This window comes from Solimicrobium silvestre (assembly GCF_002976435.1).
GTDB classification, from domain to species: domain Bacteria; phylum Pseudomonadota; class Gammaproteobacteria; order Burkholderiales; family Burkholderiaceae_D; genus Solimicrobium; species Solimicrobium silvestre.
The window spans coordinates 1-19052 of record NZ_PUGF01000011.1; the positions used below are offsets into that span (position 1 = coordinate 1).

The window sequence follows — 19052 nt, forward strand, 5'->3', positions numbered from 1 at the left end:
CCTTTAATCGGATCTGTATCATTTGATTTGTTATTAACTTTTGTTTTTGTGATGGTTAAAAATTTTAATCAACAAATTAAAATGAATATTTTGGTTTAAGGCTAATACTGACATCAGTATTATTTGTTAATTTTATAAGTAAAGAAGTTATTTATGCCGATTCTATCTATTGTGGTGGCAACACATAATCGCAGTAATTATGCGATTTTTGCCGCCAAAAGCGTGTTGAGCATTGAGTCAGAGTTAATAGAATTAATTATTCACGATACGAGCACTGATGGAAGACTAGTAATTGACATTGAAGAGATTACAAAAGATAGTCGCCTTCACTATCATTATTGCAATGTTCGTTTATCAATGACAGAAAACCATAATCGTGCATTGTCCTTGGCGACAGGAGAATATGTTTGCCTTATAGGAGATGACGATACTGTGACCTCTGAAATTCTTGATGCTGTTCAATGGGCAATTGAAAATAATGTTGATGCTATTTCACCTAGAGTTGTTGCGAATTACGCATGGCCTGATTTTTTATCTAAAACGTTTGGATCTGGTCATTCTAGTCGAATTTATATAGATAGTTTTTCCTCGGATATATCACAAATGCAAAGTGCATCAGGTTTGAATAATTCGCTGAGAGCCGCATGTCAGGGTACCGATGGTTTGCCGAAAATTTATCACGGTATTGTTAAGCGATCCGTAATGGAAAAAGTGAAAGAAAAAACCGGAAATTATTTTCATGGTGTTAGTCCTGACGTTTCTGGTGCACTTGGAATCGCATCAATGATCGACTCTTTTGTATTGATTGATTATCCATTGACTATTCCTGGGGCTGCGGGGAATAGCAATACTGGGCGCAGTGCTATGAATGCACATCGAGGGAGATTGGAAGATGATCCACATATTAAGCCTTATAAAGATTTAATATGGCCACCGTTGATTCCAAGGTTCTTTAGCGTAGAGACGGTATGGAGCCAAGCTGCATATGAAACACTGAGCAGGTTATATGATGGAAAATTGAATGAATTTAATTATATTCACCTTTATTCAATTTGTTTGGTAAATCATCCAGATTATTTTAATGAAATTTTTAATGCGATAGTTGTTTATAAGAATCAATTTAAATTAAATATTATCATAGTGCTTTTGAAAATATTTTTTAATGCGATGAGTATCAGCATTCGGAAAATTATTAGGCTCTCTAAGCGAGCACTGAAGCCGACAGCCGCAGGCGGTAGATTTTTTATACCGGATGTGAAAAATATTTTTGAGGCCAGTCAAATCCTGAAGAATTATTTGAATAGCAAATCAATGTCATTTAAAAATCGAGGTAAGAATGTTTAGGGATGAGTTGGTTGATTTAATAGTTACGCGTTTGCAGGAAGATAAAACTACTGCACGTGAATTTTTTATGCAAAGCAAGAAGGATGTTGGTGTTAGATATTGTTATATTGAAAATCTCCTTCCGGAAGATATTGCAAAGAAAATATATAGTGTATTTCCAAGCCTGGGACAGATGCGATTAATGTCTAGCTTTAGGGAAAGAAAATATACCTCAAAACATTTTGATCAATTTAATTCAATACTTAAAGATATAACTTTTGCTATGCAAGATGTAGCAGTGGTAAAGGTGATTGAGGAAATTACCGGAATAACTCAACAAATTCCGGACCCTACATTGTATGCAGGTGGGCTCAGCATGATGGGAGAAGGACATTTTCTAAATCCCCACATTGATAATTCCCACGAGGTTTCACGTCGATACTATCGCACATTGAATTTGCTGTATTACGTCACTCCGGACTGGGAAATACAAAATGGGGGTAATCTTGAATTGTGGGAAAAGTCTGTTCGTGAAAACGTAGTGATTCATAGCAAATTTAATCGCTTGGTTCTTATGGAAACAACGCCAACCTCTTGGCATTCAGTAAGCCCAATTATTGTTCCTAAATTACGTTGTTGTGTTTCAAATTATTACTTTTCACCAGTTTCTCCAATTAAACAAGATTATTTCAATGTGACATCGTTTAGTGCGCGCCCAGAGCAAACTTTCCGCAGAACTGCTGCGTGGATAGACAATGGATTAAGGCAAGCGGTACGCGCCATATTTCCGGATGGAGTTGGTGCAAAAGATTTATATAAAGGAGACAAGTAGTGGGGCGTTTGTTACTACATGCACCTAATGTACATGTAGGAGGTGGGCTTGTTTTATTAAAAGAATTACTTCTTGCCCTAACCTTCGAGGAAGGGTGGGCCAATCTAGATAAACGTGCATTTGAGCTTCTCTGTTTGCCACCCAAAATGGATTGTAATTTTGTTAGCCCGTCATTGATGGGGCGTCTTCAGGCAGAATTTAGATTGAGGCATGTTGCTAGGCATGATGACTTGATTTTGTGCTTTCACGGTATGCCCCCATTATTGCGAGTAGCCGGTAGGGTTGTCGTTTTTCAACAAAACAGAAACTATTTGGGGCTGAGTCCTTTGTCGTCTTTTTTAGGTAGAACCAAAGTACGTGTAGCTTTAGAGCGGTTTATATGCCGTTCGTTTAAAAATCATGTGAATGAATATATTGTACAAACGTCCTCTATGCAATCGGCCGTAAAAGCGTGGCATGGGGGAAATCCTATCGTGCGGGTTATTCCATTTATGGATATCTTAGTCGTGGAGTCAGTTTCTTGTGCTGACGCTCGAAAGTACGATTTCATTTATGTGGCGGATGGTGAGGCGCATAAGAATCATCGAAATCTTTTGGCTGCTTGGATATTGTTGGCTAAAGAAGGAATTTTCCCTTCATTGGCACTAACGTTAGGGGATAGTTATAATTCGCTCCGACGTGAAATAGATAATGCAAATTCTACTCATAATTTGAATATTACAAATTTAGGCTTGTTGCCACATAAGAAGGTTCTTGATTTATATCATTCAGGAAAAGCATTAATATTTCCTTCAACAGCAGAATCCTTTGGTTTGCCATTATTAGAGGCATCTCATACAGGAATGCCTATTGTTGCATCGGAGTTGGATTTTGTTCGCGATGTGTGTCAACCGACTCAAACTTTCGATCCTAATTCACCGGTGTCGATTGCTAGAGCTGTTAAGCGATTATGGAATATTCCAACAGAGCCTATTGAGATTGGTTCTGCGCATGATTTTCTTGAGGTGCTTCTGAAGTGAATGTACTGAGCTAACTGAGACAATTATGAACGTTGTTGGGGTTCTGAAGACTAGTTAAGTTTCGTTCTTTTGATAGAAGGTGGCTGTCAAACTGATTAAGCCTAAGAGCAGATTGATAGGATAGCTACGGTGGAAAATATCAGATTGAGACTTTATTGTAGAGTTGAAAATTGGATATGTCTTTTACTAAGCTGTACGAGGCAGAACTACTACGTAAAATGTTTAAAATCAATTACTTACAAAGTATGATAGTAAACAATGGGGGGATGCGGTTTGCTTTCTTCTTTTTATTGCGTTGAAAAATAGTGTCAACATCAGAAAGGAATTGTTTTGAATAAAGTTTTAGTCTTAGGTATTTCCGGGATGCTGGGAAATGCAGTATTTCGTCTGCTTTCCAGTAATTCTGATTTGATGGTCCATGGAACGTCTCGCACTTCGGCAGTGGTGAAATATTTTTCTGACGGCGTGAAAGAAAAAATTATTTGTGGAGTCGATGTCGAAAGTAGTGATGGATTAGTGAAGTTGTTTGCCTCAGTTAAGCCCGATGTCGTTATTAACTGTATCGGTCTAGTGAAGCAGTTAGCTGAAGCCAAGGACGTGTTGTCCGCAATTCCGATCAATACATTGTTGCCACATCGCTTGGCGCATCTGTGTGCAGTAGCGCAAGCGCGATTAGTTCACATTAGCACTGATTGTGTATTTGACGGACAACGCGGTAATTATGTTGAGCAGGATAAGTCAGATGCTGAGGATTTGTACGGGAAAAGTAAATTTCTCGGTGAAGTCGATTACCCGCACGCGATTACGTTAAGAACTTCCATTATCGGGCATGAACTGAATGGAGCGCATAGCCTGGTAAATTGGTTTTTAAAGCAAGAGGGTGGCATAAAGGGATACACGCGTGCCATATTTTCAGGTTTGCCAACCGTTGAGTTAGCCAGAGTAATTAATGATTTTGTTTTACCAAACCCGCAATTATCGGGTTTGTATCACGTATCGGCGGAGCCGATTTCCAAATACGATTTGTTAAAATTAATTTCTGCTGAATACGGTAAGCAGATTGATATTGCGGCAGACGATCAACTGGTTTTAGATCGCTCGCTGGATTCCTCCCGATTCAAAACTGCAACAGGCTATGTTCCTCCAACATGGAGTGAGTTGGTTGCGCGTATGCGCGAATTTAATTAGTTGTAGTTAAATATATTTTTTAGGAAGTTATTATGTTTAAAGATAAGATTTTACTTATCACCGGTGGTACCGGTTCATTTGGCAATGCCGTTCTGCAGCGGTTTTTGGATTCAGATTTAGCTGAAATTCGTATTTTTAGCCGAGATGAAAAGAAGCAAGAAGATATGCGTATAGCCTTGAAGAGTGACAAGGTCAAATTTTATATCGGTGACGTACGTGAGCGTAGCAGTATTAATGATGCCATGCGTGGTGTTAATTATGTGTTTCATGCTGCAGCATTAAAACAGGTCCCATCCTGCGAATTTTATCCGATGGAAGCGGTGCGAACCAACGTACTCGGTGCGGAAAATGTCATGCAATCGGCGATTGAGCATGGGGTAGAACGTTGTGTTGTGCTAAGTACCGATAAAGCTGTTTATCCGATTAATGCGATGGGCATTTCAAAAGCCATGATGGAAAAAGTCATGGTTGCAAAATCACGCTTATGTGATCCTGCCAAAACTGTTTTGTCTGCAACCCGTTATGGCAACGTGATGGCATCCCGCGGTTCAGTTATTCCGTTATTCCTGAGTCAGTTAATGGCCGGTAAGTCGTTGACGATTACCGATCCGAACATGACGCGGTTTTTAATGTCGTTGGAGGAATCAGTTGATCTGGTTATGTACGCATTTGAACATGCTCGTCCTGGCGATATTTTTGTTCAGAAAGCACCGGCTTCAACCGTCGGTGATTTGGCGCAAGCGTTGAATGAGCTGTTGAAACGTGAAAATTTAACCAAAGTAATTGGTACGCGCCACGGTGAAAAATTATATGAGTCGTTAGTGTCACGGGAAGAAATGGCGCGTTCTGAGGATCTGGGCGAGTACTACCGGATACCGGCAGATACGCGTGACCTGAATTACGATAAATATTTTATTGAAGGTCAGACGGAAATCGCCGATATTGATGATTACACTTCGCACAATACAAAACGTTTAACTGTTGAAGGAGTTAAAGAAGTTTTGATGCAACTGGACATCGTGCGCGAGTCTATCAATGCTTAAGGTAATGACTATTGTTGGAACTCGTCCCGAGATTATCCGACTTTCACGAGTTATTGCTCTTCTGGATCAATATTGTGAACATACGCTAGTTCACACTGGTCAAAATTATGACTATGAACTGAACCAGGTTTTTTTTGACGATCTGGGCATTCGTAAGCCGGATTGCTTTATGGAAGCCGCGGGTGAAACTGCTGCTGAAACAATTGGCAAAGTCATCGCTGCAACCGATAAAGTGATCGACGCTTATCAGCCGGAAGCTATATTGATTTTGGGTGATACGAACAGTGCGCTGGCAGCTATTACTGCCAAGCGCAAAAAAGTACCGATTTTTCATATGGAAGCTGGAAATCGTTCTTTTGATTTTAGGGTTCCTGAAGAAATTAATCGCCGTATTGTTGATCACACGTCGGATATTAATCTTCCGTATAGTGCTATTGCGCGTGATTATCTGTTGCGTGAAGGTTTGGCACCAGACCGTATTATTAAAACCGGTAGCCCGATGTATGAAGTATTGACGCATTATCGCACCGGCATTGATGCTTCCGATGTGGTGCAGCGCTTGAACTTGGAGCAGGGTAAATTTTTCGTTGTTAGTGCACACCGCGAAGAAAATGTCGATTCGCCACAGAACTTGGTAAAACTGGCTGGTATCTTGAATCAGTTAGCGGAAACTTATCAAGAGCCGGTGATTGTTTCTACCCATCCACGTACGCAAAAGCGTATCGATGCAGCTGGTTTGATCTTTCATCCACTGGTACGGTTAATGAAACCGTTAGGTTTTAATGATTACGTCAAGCTGCAAATGTGCTCACACGCGGTGTTGTCTGATAGCGGGACGATCACCGAAGAATCTTCGATTTTGAATTTTCCGGCGTTGAATATTCGTGAAGCACATGAACGGCCGGAGGGTTTTGAAGAGGCCGCAGTGATGATGACCGGCTTGGAGCTGAAACGCGTATTTCAGGCCCTGAAAATATTGGAGTCACAACCAAAGGGTGAGCAGCGTGCCTTGCGTCTGGTTGAAGATTATTCCATGCCGAATGTATCGGAAAAAGTGCTGCGTATCATTCTGAGCTACACGGATTATGTTAATCGTGTGGTATGGAAGAAGACAGTTTGATGAGGAAATATACCGAGTTGGTGAGTGCTAGATAATGAGGATATTAATTGTTACTCAGTATTTTTGGCCCGAAAATTTTCGTATCAATGATTTGGCAAGTGATTTCGCCAATAAGGGGCATGAGGTTACAGTATTGACAGGTTCGCCGAATTATCCTGAAGGTGATTTGTATCCTGAGTTTGCAGCTGATCCCGGTCGCTTTTCTAAATATCAGTCGGTTAAAATACTGCGTATTGCCCACGTGTTACGTGGGCAAAGTAAAGTGCGGCTGATGTTGAATTACCTCACTTTTTTTATAAATGCCTCATTAACAGGAGCTTGGAAATTACGCCGCTCTGAGTTTGATGTTATTTTCGTTTTTGCTGTTTCGCCGATCACCATGGCGATTCCGGCGATTGTGCTGGGTCGTTTAAAGCACATTCCAATTTTCTTATGGGTGCAGGATTTATGGCCTGAAACATTATCGGCGGTCGGCGTTGTTCGTTCGCCGTTTTTGTTGAAAATGGTCGGAAAGATGGTCAGTTGGATTTATGCTAAATGCGATCATATTCTGATTCAGTCGCGTGCGTTTACCGCGTCTGTTCAGCAATATTGCGACCAGGCGCATCTTCCTGGCAAAGTTTTGTATTTTCCTAATTGGGCAGAGCAGGTATTTAGTCAAACCAGCTATCATAAGCAGGATGTACTCAAGCGCGACGACGAATTGTTCACCATTTTATTTGCTGGAAATATTGGCGATGCGCAGGATTTTCCGGCTATTCTGAATGCGGCAGAGTTGCTCAAATCAAATGAGCGGATTAGATGGGTTATTGTTGGTGATGGCCGTGCACGGGATTGGGTTGCCGATGAAGTAGTTCGTCGTGGCCTGCAAAGCTGTGTTCATTTGGTTGGGCGGTTTTCGCTTGAAACAATGCCTAGCTTTTTTCAAGTTGCAGATGCTTTACTTGTCGCATTAAAGTCCGATGATATTTTTTCACATACTGTGCCAGGCAAGGTGCAATCTTATTTAGCTGCTGGCAAAGCAATTCTTGGTATGATCGATGGCGAGGCTCGGTTAGTCATTGATGAATCGGGAGGTGGACGCTCATGTGCTTCGGGTGCATCTGCTGAGTTGGCTCAACTTGTAATGGAAATGTCCGCGACGTCTAAAGAAGATCTGGCTCAAATGGGTGAACGCGGCAGACAATATTATCAACGACATTTTGATCGCGAGACCTTGTTGAAAAAATTGGAAATGTATTTTCAAGCTGCCAAGGCGGGACAAATTCCTTTAGATAACACAGTGCTTTATCCTCATGAATAAACATATTTTATTAACTGGTGCTAGCGGCTTTGTGGGCGGCCCTTTGGCGCAACATTTAATTGCGCAAGGTGCGCAGATGACTTGTGTCGTCAGAACGCCGTTTCAATTGAGCGGTGCTCAAATGGTAACAGTGGATGGTATTGATGACAGCACGGACTGGACGGCTAGTTTAAAAGGGATTGATACGGTCATTCATTGTGCCGCACGTGTGCATATCATGAATGATACGTCGCCCGATCCGTTAGCTGATTTTCGTCGTATCAATGTAGCCGGAACCTTGAATTTGGCTAGGCAAGCGCTTGCTGCCGGTGTGAATCGTTTCATTTATTTGAGTTCAATTAAGGTAAATGGCGAACATACCGATTTAGGCAAGGCATTTAATGAGCTTGACAAGCCTGACCCACAAGATTCCTATGGCGTCTCTAAATTTGAAGCCGAACAAGCACTGCTTGAGTTGTCATCCATAACTGGTTTGGAAGTCGTGATCATACGGCCCCCCTTAGTTTATGGTCCGGGCGTAAAGGCTAATTTCCTTAATATGCTCAAATTGGTACGCAGTGGTATTCCCTTGCCATTTGGTGCGATTAATAATAAGCGCAGTTTTGTTTATGTTGAAAATTTGATCAGCTTGATTACCCTGTGCATAGATCATCCTAACGCCGCAAATCAAGTATTTTTAGTCTCGGATGGATGTGATTTATCTACCACTGAATTGTTACGACAATTTGCTGGGGGATTGGGTGTAAAGCAATGGTTGCTTCCTGTGCCGGAAAGCTGGTTGACGATTGCAGCAATGTTGCTGGGAAAAAAAGCCGTTGCTCAGCGCCTTTGCGGTTCTTTACAGGTGGATACCAGTAAAGCAAGGCAGCTGTTGGGTTGGGAGCCGCCTATGTCGGTTGAACAGGGTATGAAGCTTACCGCTAAGAGTTTGAATTAACCGGAATGTGTACATGAAGCGTATTTTTGATTTATTTTTGACTGTAATTGCCGGCTTGATTTTGTTGATTCCGATTGTGTTGGTTTCTTTATTTGTGAAGCTCACTTCCACTGGCCCGATTGTGTATTGGTCGGATCGGGTTGGCCGTAATAATAAAATTTTCCGCATGCCGAAGTTCAGAACCATGCAGATTAATACTCCTGCTGTGGCGACCCATTTACTCAGTGACCCAAAACAATACCTGACACCGATCGGTTCATTTTTGCGTAAATCCAGCTTGGACGAATTGCCGCAGTTGTGGAGTATTTTGTGTGGTGATATGAGTTTTGTCGGGCCGCGTCCGGCTTTGTTTAATCAGGATGATTTGATCAGTTTGCGTACGAGTCAGCAAGTACATACCTTGTTGCCGGGCTTAACAGGCTGGGCGCAAATTAATGGCCGTGATGAATTGCCGATTCCACAAAAGGTAACGTTGGATGTGTATTACCTGGAGCACCGTAGTTTTTTTTTGGATTTTAAAATTTTGTTTTTAACTTTTTTAAAAGTAGTTAAGCGCGATGGTGTTTCACATTAACTAGTCGTAAGAAATCGGGCTAATTTGAGTTTCAATCATGGAGCAATCAGATGGAAAAGCGTCAATTTTTATCAAGCGGGCTAGTTCTTGGTACTCTCTTAATACCAACATTGAAGGAAGCTAGCGCGACAATTCAGAATGCTTCTGCTCAAATTATCTTAACCATTACTGGCGATATTAAACACGTTAACCGTGATAAATCCGATGTAGTGAAAGATCAGCTTATGCATAAGCAAGGCGTTCATTTTGAACGTGCTTATACATTTGCATTGAGTGATCTTGAAAATCTGCGAGCTAAAACAATTAGCCCAACCTTGGAATACGATGCCCGCATACACCAATTAAGCGGCCCACGTTTGATGGATGTGCTTGAACTTGTTGGTGTCAACAAAACCAAGCACAGCAGCATTATATTTCACGGAATTGATGGCTACTCACCAGAAATCAGCCTCGCTTTAGCAGAAAAATACGATTACATTTTAGCGACCAAATTGGATGGGCAACTGCTTTCAGTCGGAGGATTTGGGCCGCTGTTTGCGATCTATGATGCTGATCGACTCACCGAGATTGCGCAAAAACCACTCAATCAACGGTTTGATAAATGCCCTTGGGGTTTGTATTGCATTGAGGTGGTTGCTTAAGCACTGATCTGGCTAATTTAATTCACTGCGCATTAATTCTGCATCTCCAATTGCCGACGAACCCGATCTTCTTCCTCTAAACGTGCCGATTCGATTTCATTAATAACAGACTCTACATCCACCGGTTCCGTTGGCGCAGGTACTTTGCCGGTTAGCGCAAAATCAGGGGTTAATAATCCCGCTTCGTACAAATTCCAGATTTCTTTGCCATATTGGCTGCCAATTAATTCCGGTGCAAACGTGCCGAAAAAATTGGCCAGATTGGTCACATCACGCTCAAGCATGCTAGATGCAACACTGCTGCCAGCAGCATCAATGGCTTGTGGCAAGTCAATGATGACCGGTCCTTGCTCATCAACCAGAATATTGTATTCAGATAAGTCGCCGTGAATCACGCCGGCGCAAAGCATTAGTACTACTTCGCGCAAAAGCATTGTGTGGAATTTCAATGCTTTGTCATGATCGAATTCCACGTCATTTAAACGCGGAGCCACGTTGCCATTGGCATCCGTTACCAAATCCATTAACAACACGCCCTCAAAACATATATACGGCGTTGGCACACGAACGCCAGCGGCGGCTAAGCGATATAAAGCATCCACTTCGGCGTTTTGCCAAACTTCTTCCGCCATTTTTCGACCGTATTTGCTGCCTTTTTCCATGGCGCGTGCTTGACGGCTATTTTTTACGCGCCGACCTTCCTGATACGCCACAGCTTGATGAAAGCTGCGTTGGTTAGCTTCTTTGTAGACCTTGGCACATCGAATTTCATCGCCACAGCGCACCACAAAAACAGTGGCTTCCTTGCCGCTCATTAGTTGTCGCACGACTTCGTCGATTAATCCTTCTTCAACTAAAGGGAGGATTCTTTTGGGAGTTTTCATTGTGATGAATAAAGTGGGATTTATTTTTGAATTTTTAAAGTAGTGAGTATAGCTGCGTTACACTTGGAGCTTAAATTTTAATCTTGCAGAATGTTTCATGCCGATAACTTATCTTGCACATTTAACCTCCCCGCAACGCACCGCAAAATCAAATTTACACCTTGGCGTTACCTTGGCTTTTGTGGCGGGGGCTTTAAATGCAGGCGGTTTTTTAGCGATTGGACAATATACATCGCATATGTCGGGGATAGTTTCTTCTGCGGCAGATAACTTGGCTTTGGGAAATATTGTATTGACGCTGTCGGCTTTATTTTCTTTATTTGCTTTTATTTGTGGTTCGGCAAGCACAGCATTGTTGGTGAATTACGCTAAGCGGCATTCGGTGATTTATATTTATACCCCGACATTAATTTTAGAGGCACTGTTGTTATTGGTATTTGGCTTGATAGGTAAAAAGCTACAGCAACATGAATTGGTGCAAGTTTCATTAACGGCCATTTTGTTGTGCTATGTGATGGGTTTGCAAAACGCCTTGATTACTAAAATATCCAATGCTGAAATACGCACCACCCACATTACTGGTTTAGTCACCGATATCGGGATTGAACTTGGAAAATTAATCTACTGGAACCGTGATCAACAACAACCTGTTCATGGTGAAGTTTTGGCAAATAGAGACAAGCTGAAAATATACTGCTCATTGGTGCTTTTTTTCTTTTGCGGTGGCGTATTTGGAGCTTTGGGATTTAAAAATCTGGGATTCATTTCTACAGTTCCTTTGGCAATTGTCTTGATTGCTTTGTCGGTTGCTCCTGCTTTTACCCACAAGGAATGAGTGGATAAGGATTAGTTCCTGCACGGGAATGACGTTAATGGCGGCATAGGGTTATATAAGCATTTGAACATCTCTAACTTTACCTGCCAAATTCCTTAAGCCTTTCTTCAATCGTCTTCCCTGAAATTCCCGGCAGAGTATCGAACTGCTGCCCCATCAACTGATCAAGTTGCGTGAGCCGGTCGGCGGGCAGTGGGTGGGTTTTGAATAGCAGTGTGAAATTATTATCCTGCGAACTTTGTTTTTGCAAGGTTTGTAATACTGACGGTAAGCCGTAGGCATCGTACCCCGCACGAGCTGCAATAACGACGCCAATACGGTCGGCTTCGTATTCGTCATCTTTGTCTAATCCTTTGACCAGCATGTTACGGATCGCACCCGATACGGCGGATTTAACTTGCGCGTTGCCACCGGTGCTAGAGGTGAAATAATCTCCTGCGGCTGAAAAGGCCGAGTTTTTTTGCACGGCATGTAAGTGGTGCTTGCGTAATACGTGTCCGATTTCGTGAGATAACACGCCCGCCAGCTCTGCTTCGTTATGCATGCGCTCAAGCAGGCCGCGTGTAACGAAGATGTAGCCGCCAGGTGTTGCGAAGGCGTTGAAGCTGGGATCGTCCAGCACCGCAAAAGTCCACGGCAGATCGGGGCGTTCAGTTTGTAGTGCGAGCCAGCGGCCGAGGGCGTTGACGTAACGTTGCTTACGTTGGTCTGGTTCTAGTGGTTTTGCACCAAGCAGAATGGACGCGAATTCCTGACCAATGCGAATTTCCTCAGGCTCATCAACCTCTTTGAAAGTCTTGGTTGTGGTATCGAGCAGTTTCCCGATGTTGCCGAGGCCGGGAATTTGTAAATTGAATTGTGCGCTGGCGCTACTGTAAAAAATGCTTAACAGGGCTGCCGCGCTGATGTATTTACTTAGGCGATAAAGAGTGTTCATCTTAATTCCCTCCCGAGCGTGAATTGTCGGCGTGCTTGGTATCGGTTGACAGATACGCGACATGGTTCGGAGTTAGTTTTGAGCGTTGGGCGAAATCTTTGGCGGTTTTTTTGTCTACAGCTAACTTCTGCATTTTGTGCATTTCCCCAGGATTTTCTTGGGCATTTTTTAAATCCTCTTCACCCAGTCCTTTCACCCCGGTCGTTACTGTGCCGGTATTCGATGTTCTTCCGGTACTAAACAGGCTAGTCAACGCGCTGAGTGGATTGCTGGACGATCCTGTATCTGCTGCCGACCCGCTGGTATCGAAGCGCAAACTCAACATTCGTACCCAGCCGGTTTGGCCCGCGTTGGTTTTGACCTGGCTCCAGGCACCGCGCCGCAGCAACACGTCCAGACGTGTATTGATGGGCAGAGCGGCGAGTACCTGCGCGTCGGATTGCGACTGAGCTTGTAAGTCTGTGTTACGCACGGTTTGGGCTGGCTCCGCGTGCAGCAAACTGGCGACTAATAAGCATAGAAGAGCACAGCTAAGCGAACCGAACATGTTCGGGTAATTTTTTGATGATATGTTCATTTAATCTTCCTCGACGGTGCATAGAGTTCAACTTGAGCGTAACGACCTTTTACTGCATACGTGCCACAGAGCGTAAATTCATGTACAGCGGCGCAGGCATCTTTGACCTCGCGTGTTACGAGGATGCGTGAGACGCCTTTGGTCAATCCTTCGACGCGGCTGGCGAGGTTGACTGTGTCGCCGATTGCCGTGTAGTCCAGCTTACGTTGCGCGCCGATAAAACCGATAACTGCTGGTCCGAAATGGAGGCCGATGCCGATATCGAAATTGGCTGCGTTCGGGTTTTCAGCCTTAAGTTCCTGATTAAATTCGAGTAAGGCATCTTGCATGTCTAGCGCCGCCGCAACCGCGTTCTGCGCCTGTTGCGGGTCGTCAAAAGGCGCACCCCAAAATGCCATAATGCAATCGCCAATAAATTTATCCAGCGTGCCACGATGCTTGAAAATGATTTCTACCTGACGTTCAAAATAGCGGTTCAGCAGAGCCACCACTTGTTGCGGCGGAGACGATTCCGATAGCGTGGTGAAATCGCGGATGTCGGAAAACAGCACAGTCACATTACGCATCTGGCCAGAGAGACTTTCCACGGTTTCGCCTTGCTCAACAATCTTGCGTACCACACCCGGATTAAGGAAACGGCGAAACAAGGCCACCGCCTGATCGCGCGTGCGTCGTTCACGTAAATAGCCCACCAGCGCAGCGCCCAGATACCAGATCCAGACAAATATGAACGGGGTGATTATTGGCATGATCAGATCGCGGTGCAGTGCCATATCGGCCAGCCACACGCCACCTAAGGTGGTAACAACTAACGCCGCGCCGATTATCAGTGGATGCACGCGCTGCTGAAACGCCAACACTTGTGCCAGTAACAAACCAAGACCGCATAGAAATATCCAGTGCGGTGCCGACTGGCGCATGACTCGGCCATTTTTCAGATTATCGAGAGCCACCGCTAAAACGTCGACGCCAACATAACCGGAGCCGAGTGGCGATAAATGATGATCGAACGAAGAGGATGCCGATGCGCCGATAAAGATTATCTTGTCGCGAAATTCGTGAGCCAGACGCAACACTTCGGCTGGTTTTAAATCCGGTCTGTGCTCGGTGAGTAGTTTGTACAACTCGCTATAGCGATAACGTTTGTGACCTAAATCGGGCCAGCGCAGTGTGAAGTCACTGCCTACCGGAACCGCGAAGCCCAAGTCGGATGCCACGCGCGCGGGAAGCGATGGAATGCGCCAGCCTGCCACGTCGTTGTAGAGGCGGTAACGTCGTAATACGCCGTCTGCATCGTCGAGATTATTGATTAAACCTAAGCGCCAGGCGGCCGGTTGTACGGCCTGCGGCAGTTGTAGAGTGGCTGCCGTAGTGGATACGTGGCTTCCGTGCATGGCGAATGCTTGCGCCACGCTTTGCAGCGCAACGGGCGGCGCATCTCCGCGCTCGTTGAGCAGGGTTGCTGGAAGATAGATCGAGTGAGTGGGCGAGGCTGCGACTTGTTCCGATAGGCGCGCATCGCTTTTGGGACGTTTCATATCGCGCTCAGAAAAGGCGATGTCGAACACGATCGCGCGCGGTGCGAATTCGGACAAGCCTTCCAACAAGTCCGCATGAATTTCACGCGGCCAAGCCCACAGTCCGGCAATTGCCTCCATCTCAGTCATGCTGGCATTATCGATATCAACTACCACGATGTCAGGGTCAGGAATGTATTCGGCAGCGTGACGGCGCATGAACGCGTCGGTCAAGCGCGCTTCAGTGGTTTGTAGGCGGTGTAACCAAAATAGTTCGAGCGCAAACGCCGAGGCAAACAACAAGCACGCCAGAACCTGCCATTGGAGCAGCATGCCTAGTCCAAATTTCGCGGTTGAATTCGACATGCTTAGAGCCCCTTCGAATCGTAGGATGGGCACGAATTGTGCCCGCTCTACAAAACCATATACCCCGGAATTTTATTTTCATCTACCTCATCTAATTGCTCTGGATCCATAAAACGTTTAGCGTAATCCAGATACACTTTACGACGCACGAACACGTCAAAAATCGCCGGATCAATATGTCCGTTCAAACAAAATCTACCTAAAATATCCAGTGATTCGGTGAGCATTTTGCCAGTTTTATACGGGCGGTCTTTGGCTGTGAGCGCTTCAAAAATATCGGCAATCGCCATCAAGCGTGCCTGCACTGACATTTGCTCGCCACGTAGTCCGCGTGGATAGCCTTTGCCGTCCATGCGCTCATGATGTCCGCCTGCATATTCCGGTACGTTTTGTAAATGACGCGGCCACGGCAAGGCTTCCAGCATTTTGATTGTGAGCACAATATGGTTGTTGATGATGCTGCGTTCCTGTGGATTCAGCGTGCCAGCGCGGATGGTCAGGTTGTCGACTTCTTCCTGATCCAAAAAATTACCCATGACATTATCGGCTCCACACCACTGGTAATTAGCAATCTGTTTCACGCGCTCCTGGTCTTCCATGCTCATGCGCTCGCCACCGATATTGGCGTGCCGTAAAAAGTCACGATCTTGCTCAAGTTGAATCAATTCCTGTTGTAAGGCTTGATCCAGCTGTTGCTGAACAGTGAGGTCAGCGTTAGCCAGTTTTTGTTTGAGGATGCAAATTTCAGCATCGCGTTTGAGCACTTCAAAACGGCAGTCTATGGCATGAATACGGTCGTAAATCATTTCCAGTTTGGTGGATTTTTCAACCACATGAGTCGGTGTCGTAATTTTTCCGCAATCGTGCAACAAGCCGGCCATCCACAGTTCTTTCCGGTCGCGTACACTCATTTTGAAATCAGCTAACGGCCCGCTATCTGTAAGGTGTACCGCGTCCGCAAGCATCATCGTCAGCTCCGGTACATGCATGCAATGCTTGCCGGTATGCGGCGATTTTTCATCAATGCCAATGTTGATCAGTTTAATTAACGACTCAAACAAATTTTCCAATTGCGAGATTAATAATTGGTTGGTCAACGCAATGGCCGCTTGCGAAGCCAGTGCTTCAATAAAGCGCTGATCGGTATCGCTGAAGGTGGAAATTATTTTGGTTTGTGGATTAATGGCGTTGATCAGTTGCAGTACACCGATCAATTCATTTTCATGATCCAGCATCGGCACAGTGAGCAGTGAAACAGTGCGGTACTTCTGTTGCTGGTCAAACTGAAGCATGCCGGTAAAACTAAAACCGTCCGCCTGATAAATGTCGGGAATATTGACAGAGCAACGCATATTCGCCGCGTAAGCTGCGACCGTGTTCAGATTGGCTTGACCATTTATATCCAATAACGGCAGGTCCGCCATTTCAATGGCTTGTCCGCGCACGCCGCCTTGATACATGCCCAGACTGTCATTAATTGAAATATTAAAGTGTAGATTTTTACCGTCTTTACTAACTCGGTACAAGGTGCCACCATCCGCGTTACTCATGCGTTGGGCGACCCGCAAAATATGCTCGGTTAGTAACGGCGTATCGTGGTTGCTGCTTAACTCAACGCATAGTTCCGTGAGCTGCTCTAAGCGCTGCTCAATGCTGGGCGTTTGATAGTCGTTAGATTCGTGCGTCATATAAATTGAACTAATAAGTAAACTGCGCACCACTGTAAAGCGCATTGAATTGACGTTCGGAATTGCTGCGTAATTCGGACAAAATCAAATTTTCCTGACCCGGTTTTAAATGCGTAACTGAAAACTCAATTGACTTGGGCATCGCCCTTATATCGCTCTGTAAACTTTTTGGGCAATAGTGTTTAGATTCGTGCGCCAGTTCTGCTGCGCTATTTGGGAAGGAGCAATCAACAATCACATGCCGCAGTTTTTCTTCGTTGGCAAAACACGCCCATAAATCGGGCGAGTGCGACAAATCACCGGTAAACAAAAATCCATTCATGCGGTTATGGACCCAATAAGCCACCGCATCCACTGTATGGTTTACTGGCTTTGATTGAATGTGTTTATCATTAATTTGAAGCGTGCTACCGGGCTCCATTACCTCCCAGCGCAAAATGCCATTGGTCGGGCTGGGAATCACCGTAAAATCCGGCCAGAGTTGCCAGTTAAATAAATGGGTTTTAAGTGTGTGTATGACTGTGGCACTAGCATGTACTGTAATTGGCGTATGGCGCTTGCCTAAAACACTATCCAGTAAAAAGGCCAGACCAGCCACGTGGTCAAGATGGCTATGCGTTAAAAATACATGGTCAATAGTACATAGTTGATGCAGTGATAATGTGGACAAGCCAGTGCCCGCATCTAGCAGCACATCATGGTCCAGCCACAGGCAGGTGGTGAGCTGCTCGCGTCCGCCAATACCACCAGCACAGCCCAATACTTGTAGTTTCATACTCAGCTCACTTGAGAGTTTTAGTCAAGAGTCTGAATCATTATAGGCAGGAAAAATTGGGTATATAAGGTGAATTTGGGCAAGTTTTATCGATAAGATAGCCATTAAACAGGTTAAATTTAATGAAAAATATCGTTAGTATATTTATTCCGTGATTTTTGGTAAAAATGGCATTAATGTTTTTGATTTAATGGTCAAATTTTGTTACGCAAGGCTATTGTTCACCCTTGTTCGATTCGCCAAAAAGCGTCGCATAATTCCACACGAATAATGACTCGCTACACCGACTAAAAACTGATTGAAATCAATATGCGCTTCTGAGTCAGCGCGATCTGAGATGGTACGTAAAATAGCGCAAGGCACAGCATGTTCATGACATATTTGCGCGACCGCCGCACCTTCCATTTCGACTGCGAGTGCAGTCGGTAAAGTTTTACGCAAGCGCGCTACTTCAGTTTCTGAACCAATAAATTGGTCACCACTGGCAATCATGCCAACGTGTAAATCTGGTTTAGTTAATCCAAACTGCGCCAACTTTTCAGCAGAAATTTTTTTGGCAAGATCATGTTTAAAAAAGCCACGCGTAGCGGTTTGTAATTCTTCACGCAGTGATTGGCTCACTACAAATTCAGTGACACCTAATAGCGGTATTTCGTGCTGTGGAAAAAACGGGCGTGCATCCATGTCATGCTGAATTAAACGATCTGCCACAACGACATCACCGACTTGAACATGCTCTGCCAAGCCACCCGCCAAGCCGGAAAATAAAATTTCGCTTACGCCAAACTCTCGGATCAGGCTAACTGCGGTAGCCGACGCGGCAACTTTACCCATACGCGCCAGCACCAACACACAAGCTTGGCCTTCAAGTTCGCCAACATAATAGTCGCGCATGCCGATGTGATGGGTTTGCGATTTATCTTGTTGAGTGATTGCCTCAATTAATTCAGCGATCTCGTCGTGTATCGCGGCCATTATTCCGATTGTCATAGCTTGTTTATTCGTATATTAAAAAATAGTTTATTTAATTTAATAATGTTATCTGTATAGACGTCGATTCAATAAGCCTATATGGTTTGTGCCAGTAATTAAATATTGATGAGTTTAACAATAAAGGAGTTGGTATGGATCAAGTGACGACTGGAATTGCGGCGATAGTTATTTTTCTTGTGATAACGATAGGTATTTTCGTGATTTGCAGAGAACTTGTCTGTTGGTATTGGAAGATAAATAAATCAATCGAGCTTCAGCAGGAAATAGCACAATCATTAAAGGAAATCGCTGCAACGTTAAAAGCACAGCGTCAAACTTGAGTTAATGCAGGGAATAACTCGACGAATGGAAAGGTCCTAGGTATTCAGAGCTTTAGTGAGTCGGTTTTTTCCTTAACTATTTTTGGGATTTTTGAGTCTATTCTGTTTTTGTTATTGGTCAACTAGATTAAATAATGGACTATTAAACCATGGCTGTTAACGGACATACCCAGACGGTAC

The 19052-nt window shown here is 44.3% G+C and carries 19 protein-coding genes; 12 read left to right on the plus strand and 7 right to left on the minus strand.

Annotation, left to right across the window (positions count from 1 at the left end; all coding sequences use genetic code 11):
* Positions 1-153: 153 nt before the first annotated feature.
* The 10 genes from S2091_RS12105 to S2091_RS12150 all read left to right on the plus strand — a co-directional run bounded on the left by S2091_RS12105 (position 154) and on the right by S2091_RS12150 (position 9980).
* On the plus strand, positions 154-1344 hold the full coding sequence (locus tag S2091_RS12105; RefSeq protein ID WP_105532185.1) for a glycosyltransferase family 2 protein: 1191 nt from the start codon (positions 154-156) through the stop codon (positions 1342-1344).
* The gene (locus S2091_RS12110; RefSeq protein ID WP_105532187.1) at positions 1337-2155 is read left to right on the plus strand and encodes a 2OG-Fe(II) oxygenase; all 819 of its coding nucleotides are present in this window, start codon (positions 1337-1339) and stop codon (positions 2153-2155) included. Before S2091_RS12105 ends, S2091_RS12110 begins: the two co-directional genes overlap by 8 nt.
* Complete coding sequence (locus S2091_RS12115) at positions 2155-3174, plus strand: glycosyltransferase (protein ID WP_105532188.1); 1020 nt, start codon at positions 2155-2157, stop codon at positions 3172-3174. Before S2091_RS12110 ends, S2091_RS12115 begins: the two co-directional genes overlap by 1 nt.
* A 330-nt stretch (positions 3175-3504) precedes the next feature.
* Positions 3505-4362 carry a dTDP-4-dehydrorhamnose reductase family protein gene (locus tag S2091_RS12120; RefSeq protein WP_243405406.1) on the plus strand — a complete coding sequence of 286 codons (858 nt, stop codon included), beginning with the start codon at positions 3505-3507 and terminating at the stop codon, positions 4360-4362.
* A gap of 32 nt (positions 4363-4394) precedes the next feature.
* Positions 4395-5405 carry a polysaccharide biosynthesis protein gene (locus tag S2091_RS12125; RefSeq protein WP_105532190.1) on the plus strand — a complete coding sequence of 337 codons (1011 nt, stop codon included), beginning with the start codon at positions 4395-4397 and terminating at the stop codon, positions 5403-5405.
* Positions 5398-6525 carry a non-hydrolyzing UDP-N-acetylglucosamine 2-epimerase gene (wecB, locus tag S2091_RS12130; RefSeq protein WP_105532192.1) on the plus strand — a complete coding sequence of 376 codons (1128 nt, stop codon included), beginning with the start codon at positions 5398-5400 and terminating at the stop codon, positions 6523-6525. Before S2091_RS12125 ends, wecB begins: the two co-directional genes overlap by 8 nt.
* Before the next feature lie 34 nt (positions 6526-6559).
* Positions 6560-7828, plus strand: a complete 1269-nt coding sequence (locus S2091_RS12135) for a glycosyltransferase family 4 protein (protein ID WP_105532194.1) — start codon at positions 6560-6562, stop codon at positions 7826-7828.
* Positions 7821-8765: a UDP-glucose 4-epimerase family protein gene (locus S2091_RS12140; protein WP_105532196.1), complete on the plus strand. Its 945-nt coding sequence runs from the start codon at positions 7821-7823 to the stop codon at positions 8763-8765. Before S2091_RS12135 ends, S2091_RS12140 begins: the two co-directional genes overlap by 8 nt.
* Positions 8766-8778: 13 nt before the next feature.
* Positions 8779-9339, plus strand: coding sequence for a sugar transferase (locus tag S2091_RS12145; protein WP_105532198.1), 561 nt, complete (start codon positions 8779-8781; stop codon positions 9337-9339).
* 50 nt (positions 9340-9389) lie between these two features.
* Positions 9390-9980, plus strand: a complete 591-nt coding sequence (locus S2091_RS12150; RefSeq protein ID WP_105532200.1) for a putative pterin-binding protein — start codon at positions 9390-9392, stop codon at positions 9978-9980.
* Positions 9981-10012: 32 nt separating this feature from the next.
* On the opposite strand, the gene S2091_RS12155 is transcribed toward S2091_RS12150, so the two are convergent.
* Entirely contained in the window at positions 10013-10864 is an 852-nt protein-coding gene (locus S2091_RS12155; RefSeq protein ID WP_105532202.1) for a PA4780 family RIO1-like protein kinase, read from the minus strand.
* A 97-nt stretch (positions 10865-10961) separates the two neighbouring features.
* Between S2091_RS12155 and S2091_RS12160 the strand changes: the two genes are divergently transcribed.
* Positions 10962-11699, plus strand: a complete 738-nt coding sequence (locus S2091_RS12160) for a YoaK family protein (protein WP_105532204.1) — start codon at positions 10962-10964, stop codon at positions 11697-11699.
* Between the two features lie 79 nt (positions 11700-11778).
* Here the strand turns inward: S2091_RS12160 and S2091_RS12165 are convergent, their stop codons facing one another.
* The 6 genes from S2091_RS12165 to S2091_RS12190 all read right to left on the minus strand — a co-directional run bounded on the left by S2091_RS12165 (position 11779) and on the right by S2091_RS12190 (position 18549).
* A complete protein-coding gene (locus S2091_RS12165) occupies positions 11779-12636 on the minus strand; it encodes a M48 family metallopeptidase (protein ID WP_165794980.1) in 858 nt (285 codons plus the stop codon).
* 1 nt (position 12637) lies between these two features.
* Entirely contained in the window at positions 12638-13213 is a 576-nt protein-coding gene (locus S2091_RS12170) for an SH3 domain-containing protein (protein WP_105532207.1), read from the minus strand.
* Entirely contained in the window at positions 13210-15096 is a 1887-nt protein-coding gene (locus S2091_RS12175) for a CHASE2 domain-containing protein (RefSeq protein ID WP_105532209.1), read from the minus strand. The genes S2091_RS12170 and S2091_RS12175 overlap by 4 nt, the downstream gene beginning before the upstream one ends.
* A 47-nt stretch (positions 15097-15143) precedes the next feature.
* Positions 15144-16784: a GAF and HD-GYP domain-containing protein gene (locus S2091_RS12180; protein WP_105532338.1), complete on the minus strand. Its 1641-nt coding sequence runs from the start codon at positions 16782-16784 to the stop codon at positions 15144-15146.
* 10 nt (positions 16785-16794) lie between these two features.
* A complete protein-coding gene (locus S2091_RS12185) occupies positions 16795-17559 on the minus strand; it encodes a 3',5'-cyclic-nucleotide phosphodiesterase (protein WP_105532211.1) in 765 nt (254 codons plus the stop codon).
* A 204-nt stretch (positions 17560-17763) separates the two neighbouring features.
* Positions 17764-18549 carry a 5'-methylthioadenosine/adenosylhomocysteine nucleosidase gene (locus S2091_RS12190; protein ID WP_105532213.1) on the minus strand — a complete coding sequence of 262 codons (786 nt, stop codon included), beginning with the start codon at positions 18547-18549 and terminating at the stop codon, positions 17764-17766.
* A 134-nt stretch (positions 18550-18683) separates the two neighbouring features.
* On the opposite strand from S2091_RS12190, the gene S2091_RS12195 reads away from it, so the two are divergent.
* Positions 18684-18872, plus strand: a complete 189-nt coding sequence (locus S2091_RS12195; protein ID WP_105532215.1) for a hypothetical protein — start codon at positions 18684-18686, stop codon at positions 18870-18872.
* Positions 18873-19052 lie beyond the last annotated feature (180 nt).

Coding starts and splice junctions, on each gene's coding strand:
- S2091_RS12105 (WP_105532185.1), top strand. CDS start 154: ATGCCGATTCTATCTATTGTGGTGGCAACACATAATCGCAGTAATTAT.
- S2091_RS12110 (WP_105532187.1), top strand. CDS start 1,337: ATGTTTAGGGATGAGTTGGTTGATTTAATAGTTACGCGTTTGCAGGAA.
- S2091_RS12125 (WP_105532190.1), top strand. CDS start 4,395: ATGTTTAAAGATAAGATTTTACTTATCACCGGTGGTACCGGTTCATTT.
- wecB (WP_105532192.1), top strand. CDS start 5,398: ATGCTTAAGGTAATGACTATTGTTGGAACTCGTCCCGAGATTATCCGA.
- S2091_RS12135 (WP_105532194.1), top strand. CDS start 6,560: ATGAGGATATTAATTGTTACTCAGTATTTTTGGCCCGAAAATTTTCGT.
- S2091_RS12140 (WP_105532196.1), top strand. CDS start 7,821: ATGAATAAACATATTTTATTAACTGGTGCTAGCGGCTTTGTGGGCGGC.
- S2091_RS12145 (WP_105532198.1), top strand. CDS start 8,779: ATGAAGCGTATTTTTGATTTATTTTTGACTGTAATTGCCGGCTTGATT.
- S2091_RS12150 (WP_105532200.1), top strand. CDS start 9,390: ATGGAAAAGCGTCAATTTTTATCAAGCGGGCTAGTTCTTGGTACTCTC.
- S2091_RS12155 (WP_105532202.1), bottom strand. CDS start 10,864: ATGAAAACTCCCAAAAGAATCCTCCCTTTAGTTGAAGAAGGATTAATC.
- S2091_RS12160 (WP_105532204.1), top strand. CDS start 10,962: ATGCCGATAACTTATCTTGCACATTTAACCTCCCCGCAACGCACCGCA.
- S2091_RS12165 (WP_165794980.1), bottom strand. CDS start 12,636: ATGAACACTCTTTATCGCCTAAGTAAATACATCAGCGCGGCAGCCCTG.
- S2091_RS12170 (WP_105532207.1), bottom strand. CDS start 13,213: ATGAACATATCATCAAAAAATTACCCGAACATGTTCGGTTCGCTTAGC.
- S2091_RS12175 (WP_105532209.1), bottom strand. CDS start 15,096: ATGTCGAATTCAACCGCGAAATTTGGACTAGGCATGCTGCTCCAATGG.
- S2091_RS12180 (WP_105532338.1), bottom strand. CDS start 16,784: ATGACGCACGAATCTAACGACTATCAAACGCCCAGCATTGAGCAGCGC.
- S2091_RS12185 (WP_105532211.1), bottom strand. CDS start 17,559: ATGAAACTACAAGTATTGGGCTGTGCTGGTGGTATTGGCGGACGCGAG.
- S2091_RS12190 (WP_105532213.1), bottom strand. CDS start 18,549: ATGACAATCGGAATAATGGCCGCGATACACGACGAGATCGCTGAATTA.
- S2091_RS12195 (WP_105532215.1), top strand. CDS start 18,684: ATGGATCAAGTGACGACTGGAATTGCGGCGATAGTTATTTTTCTTGTG.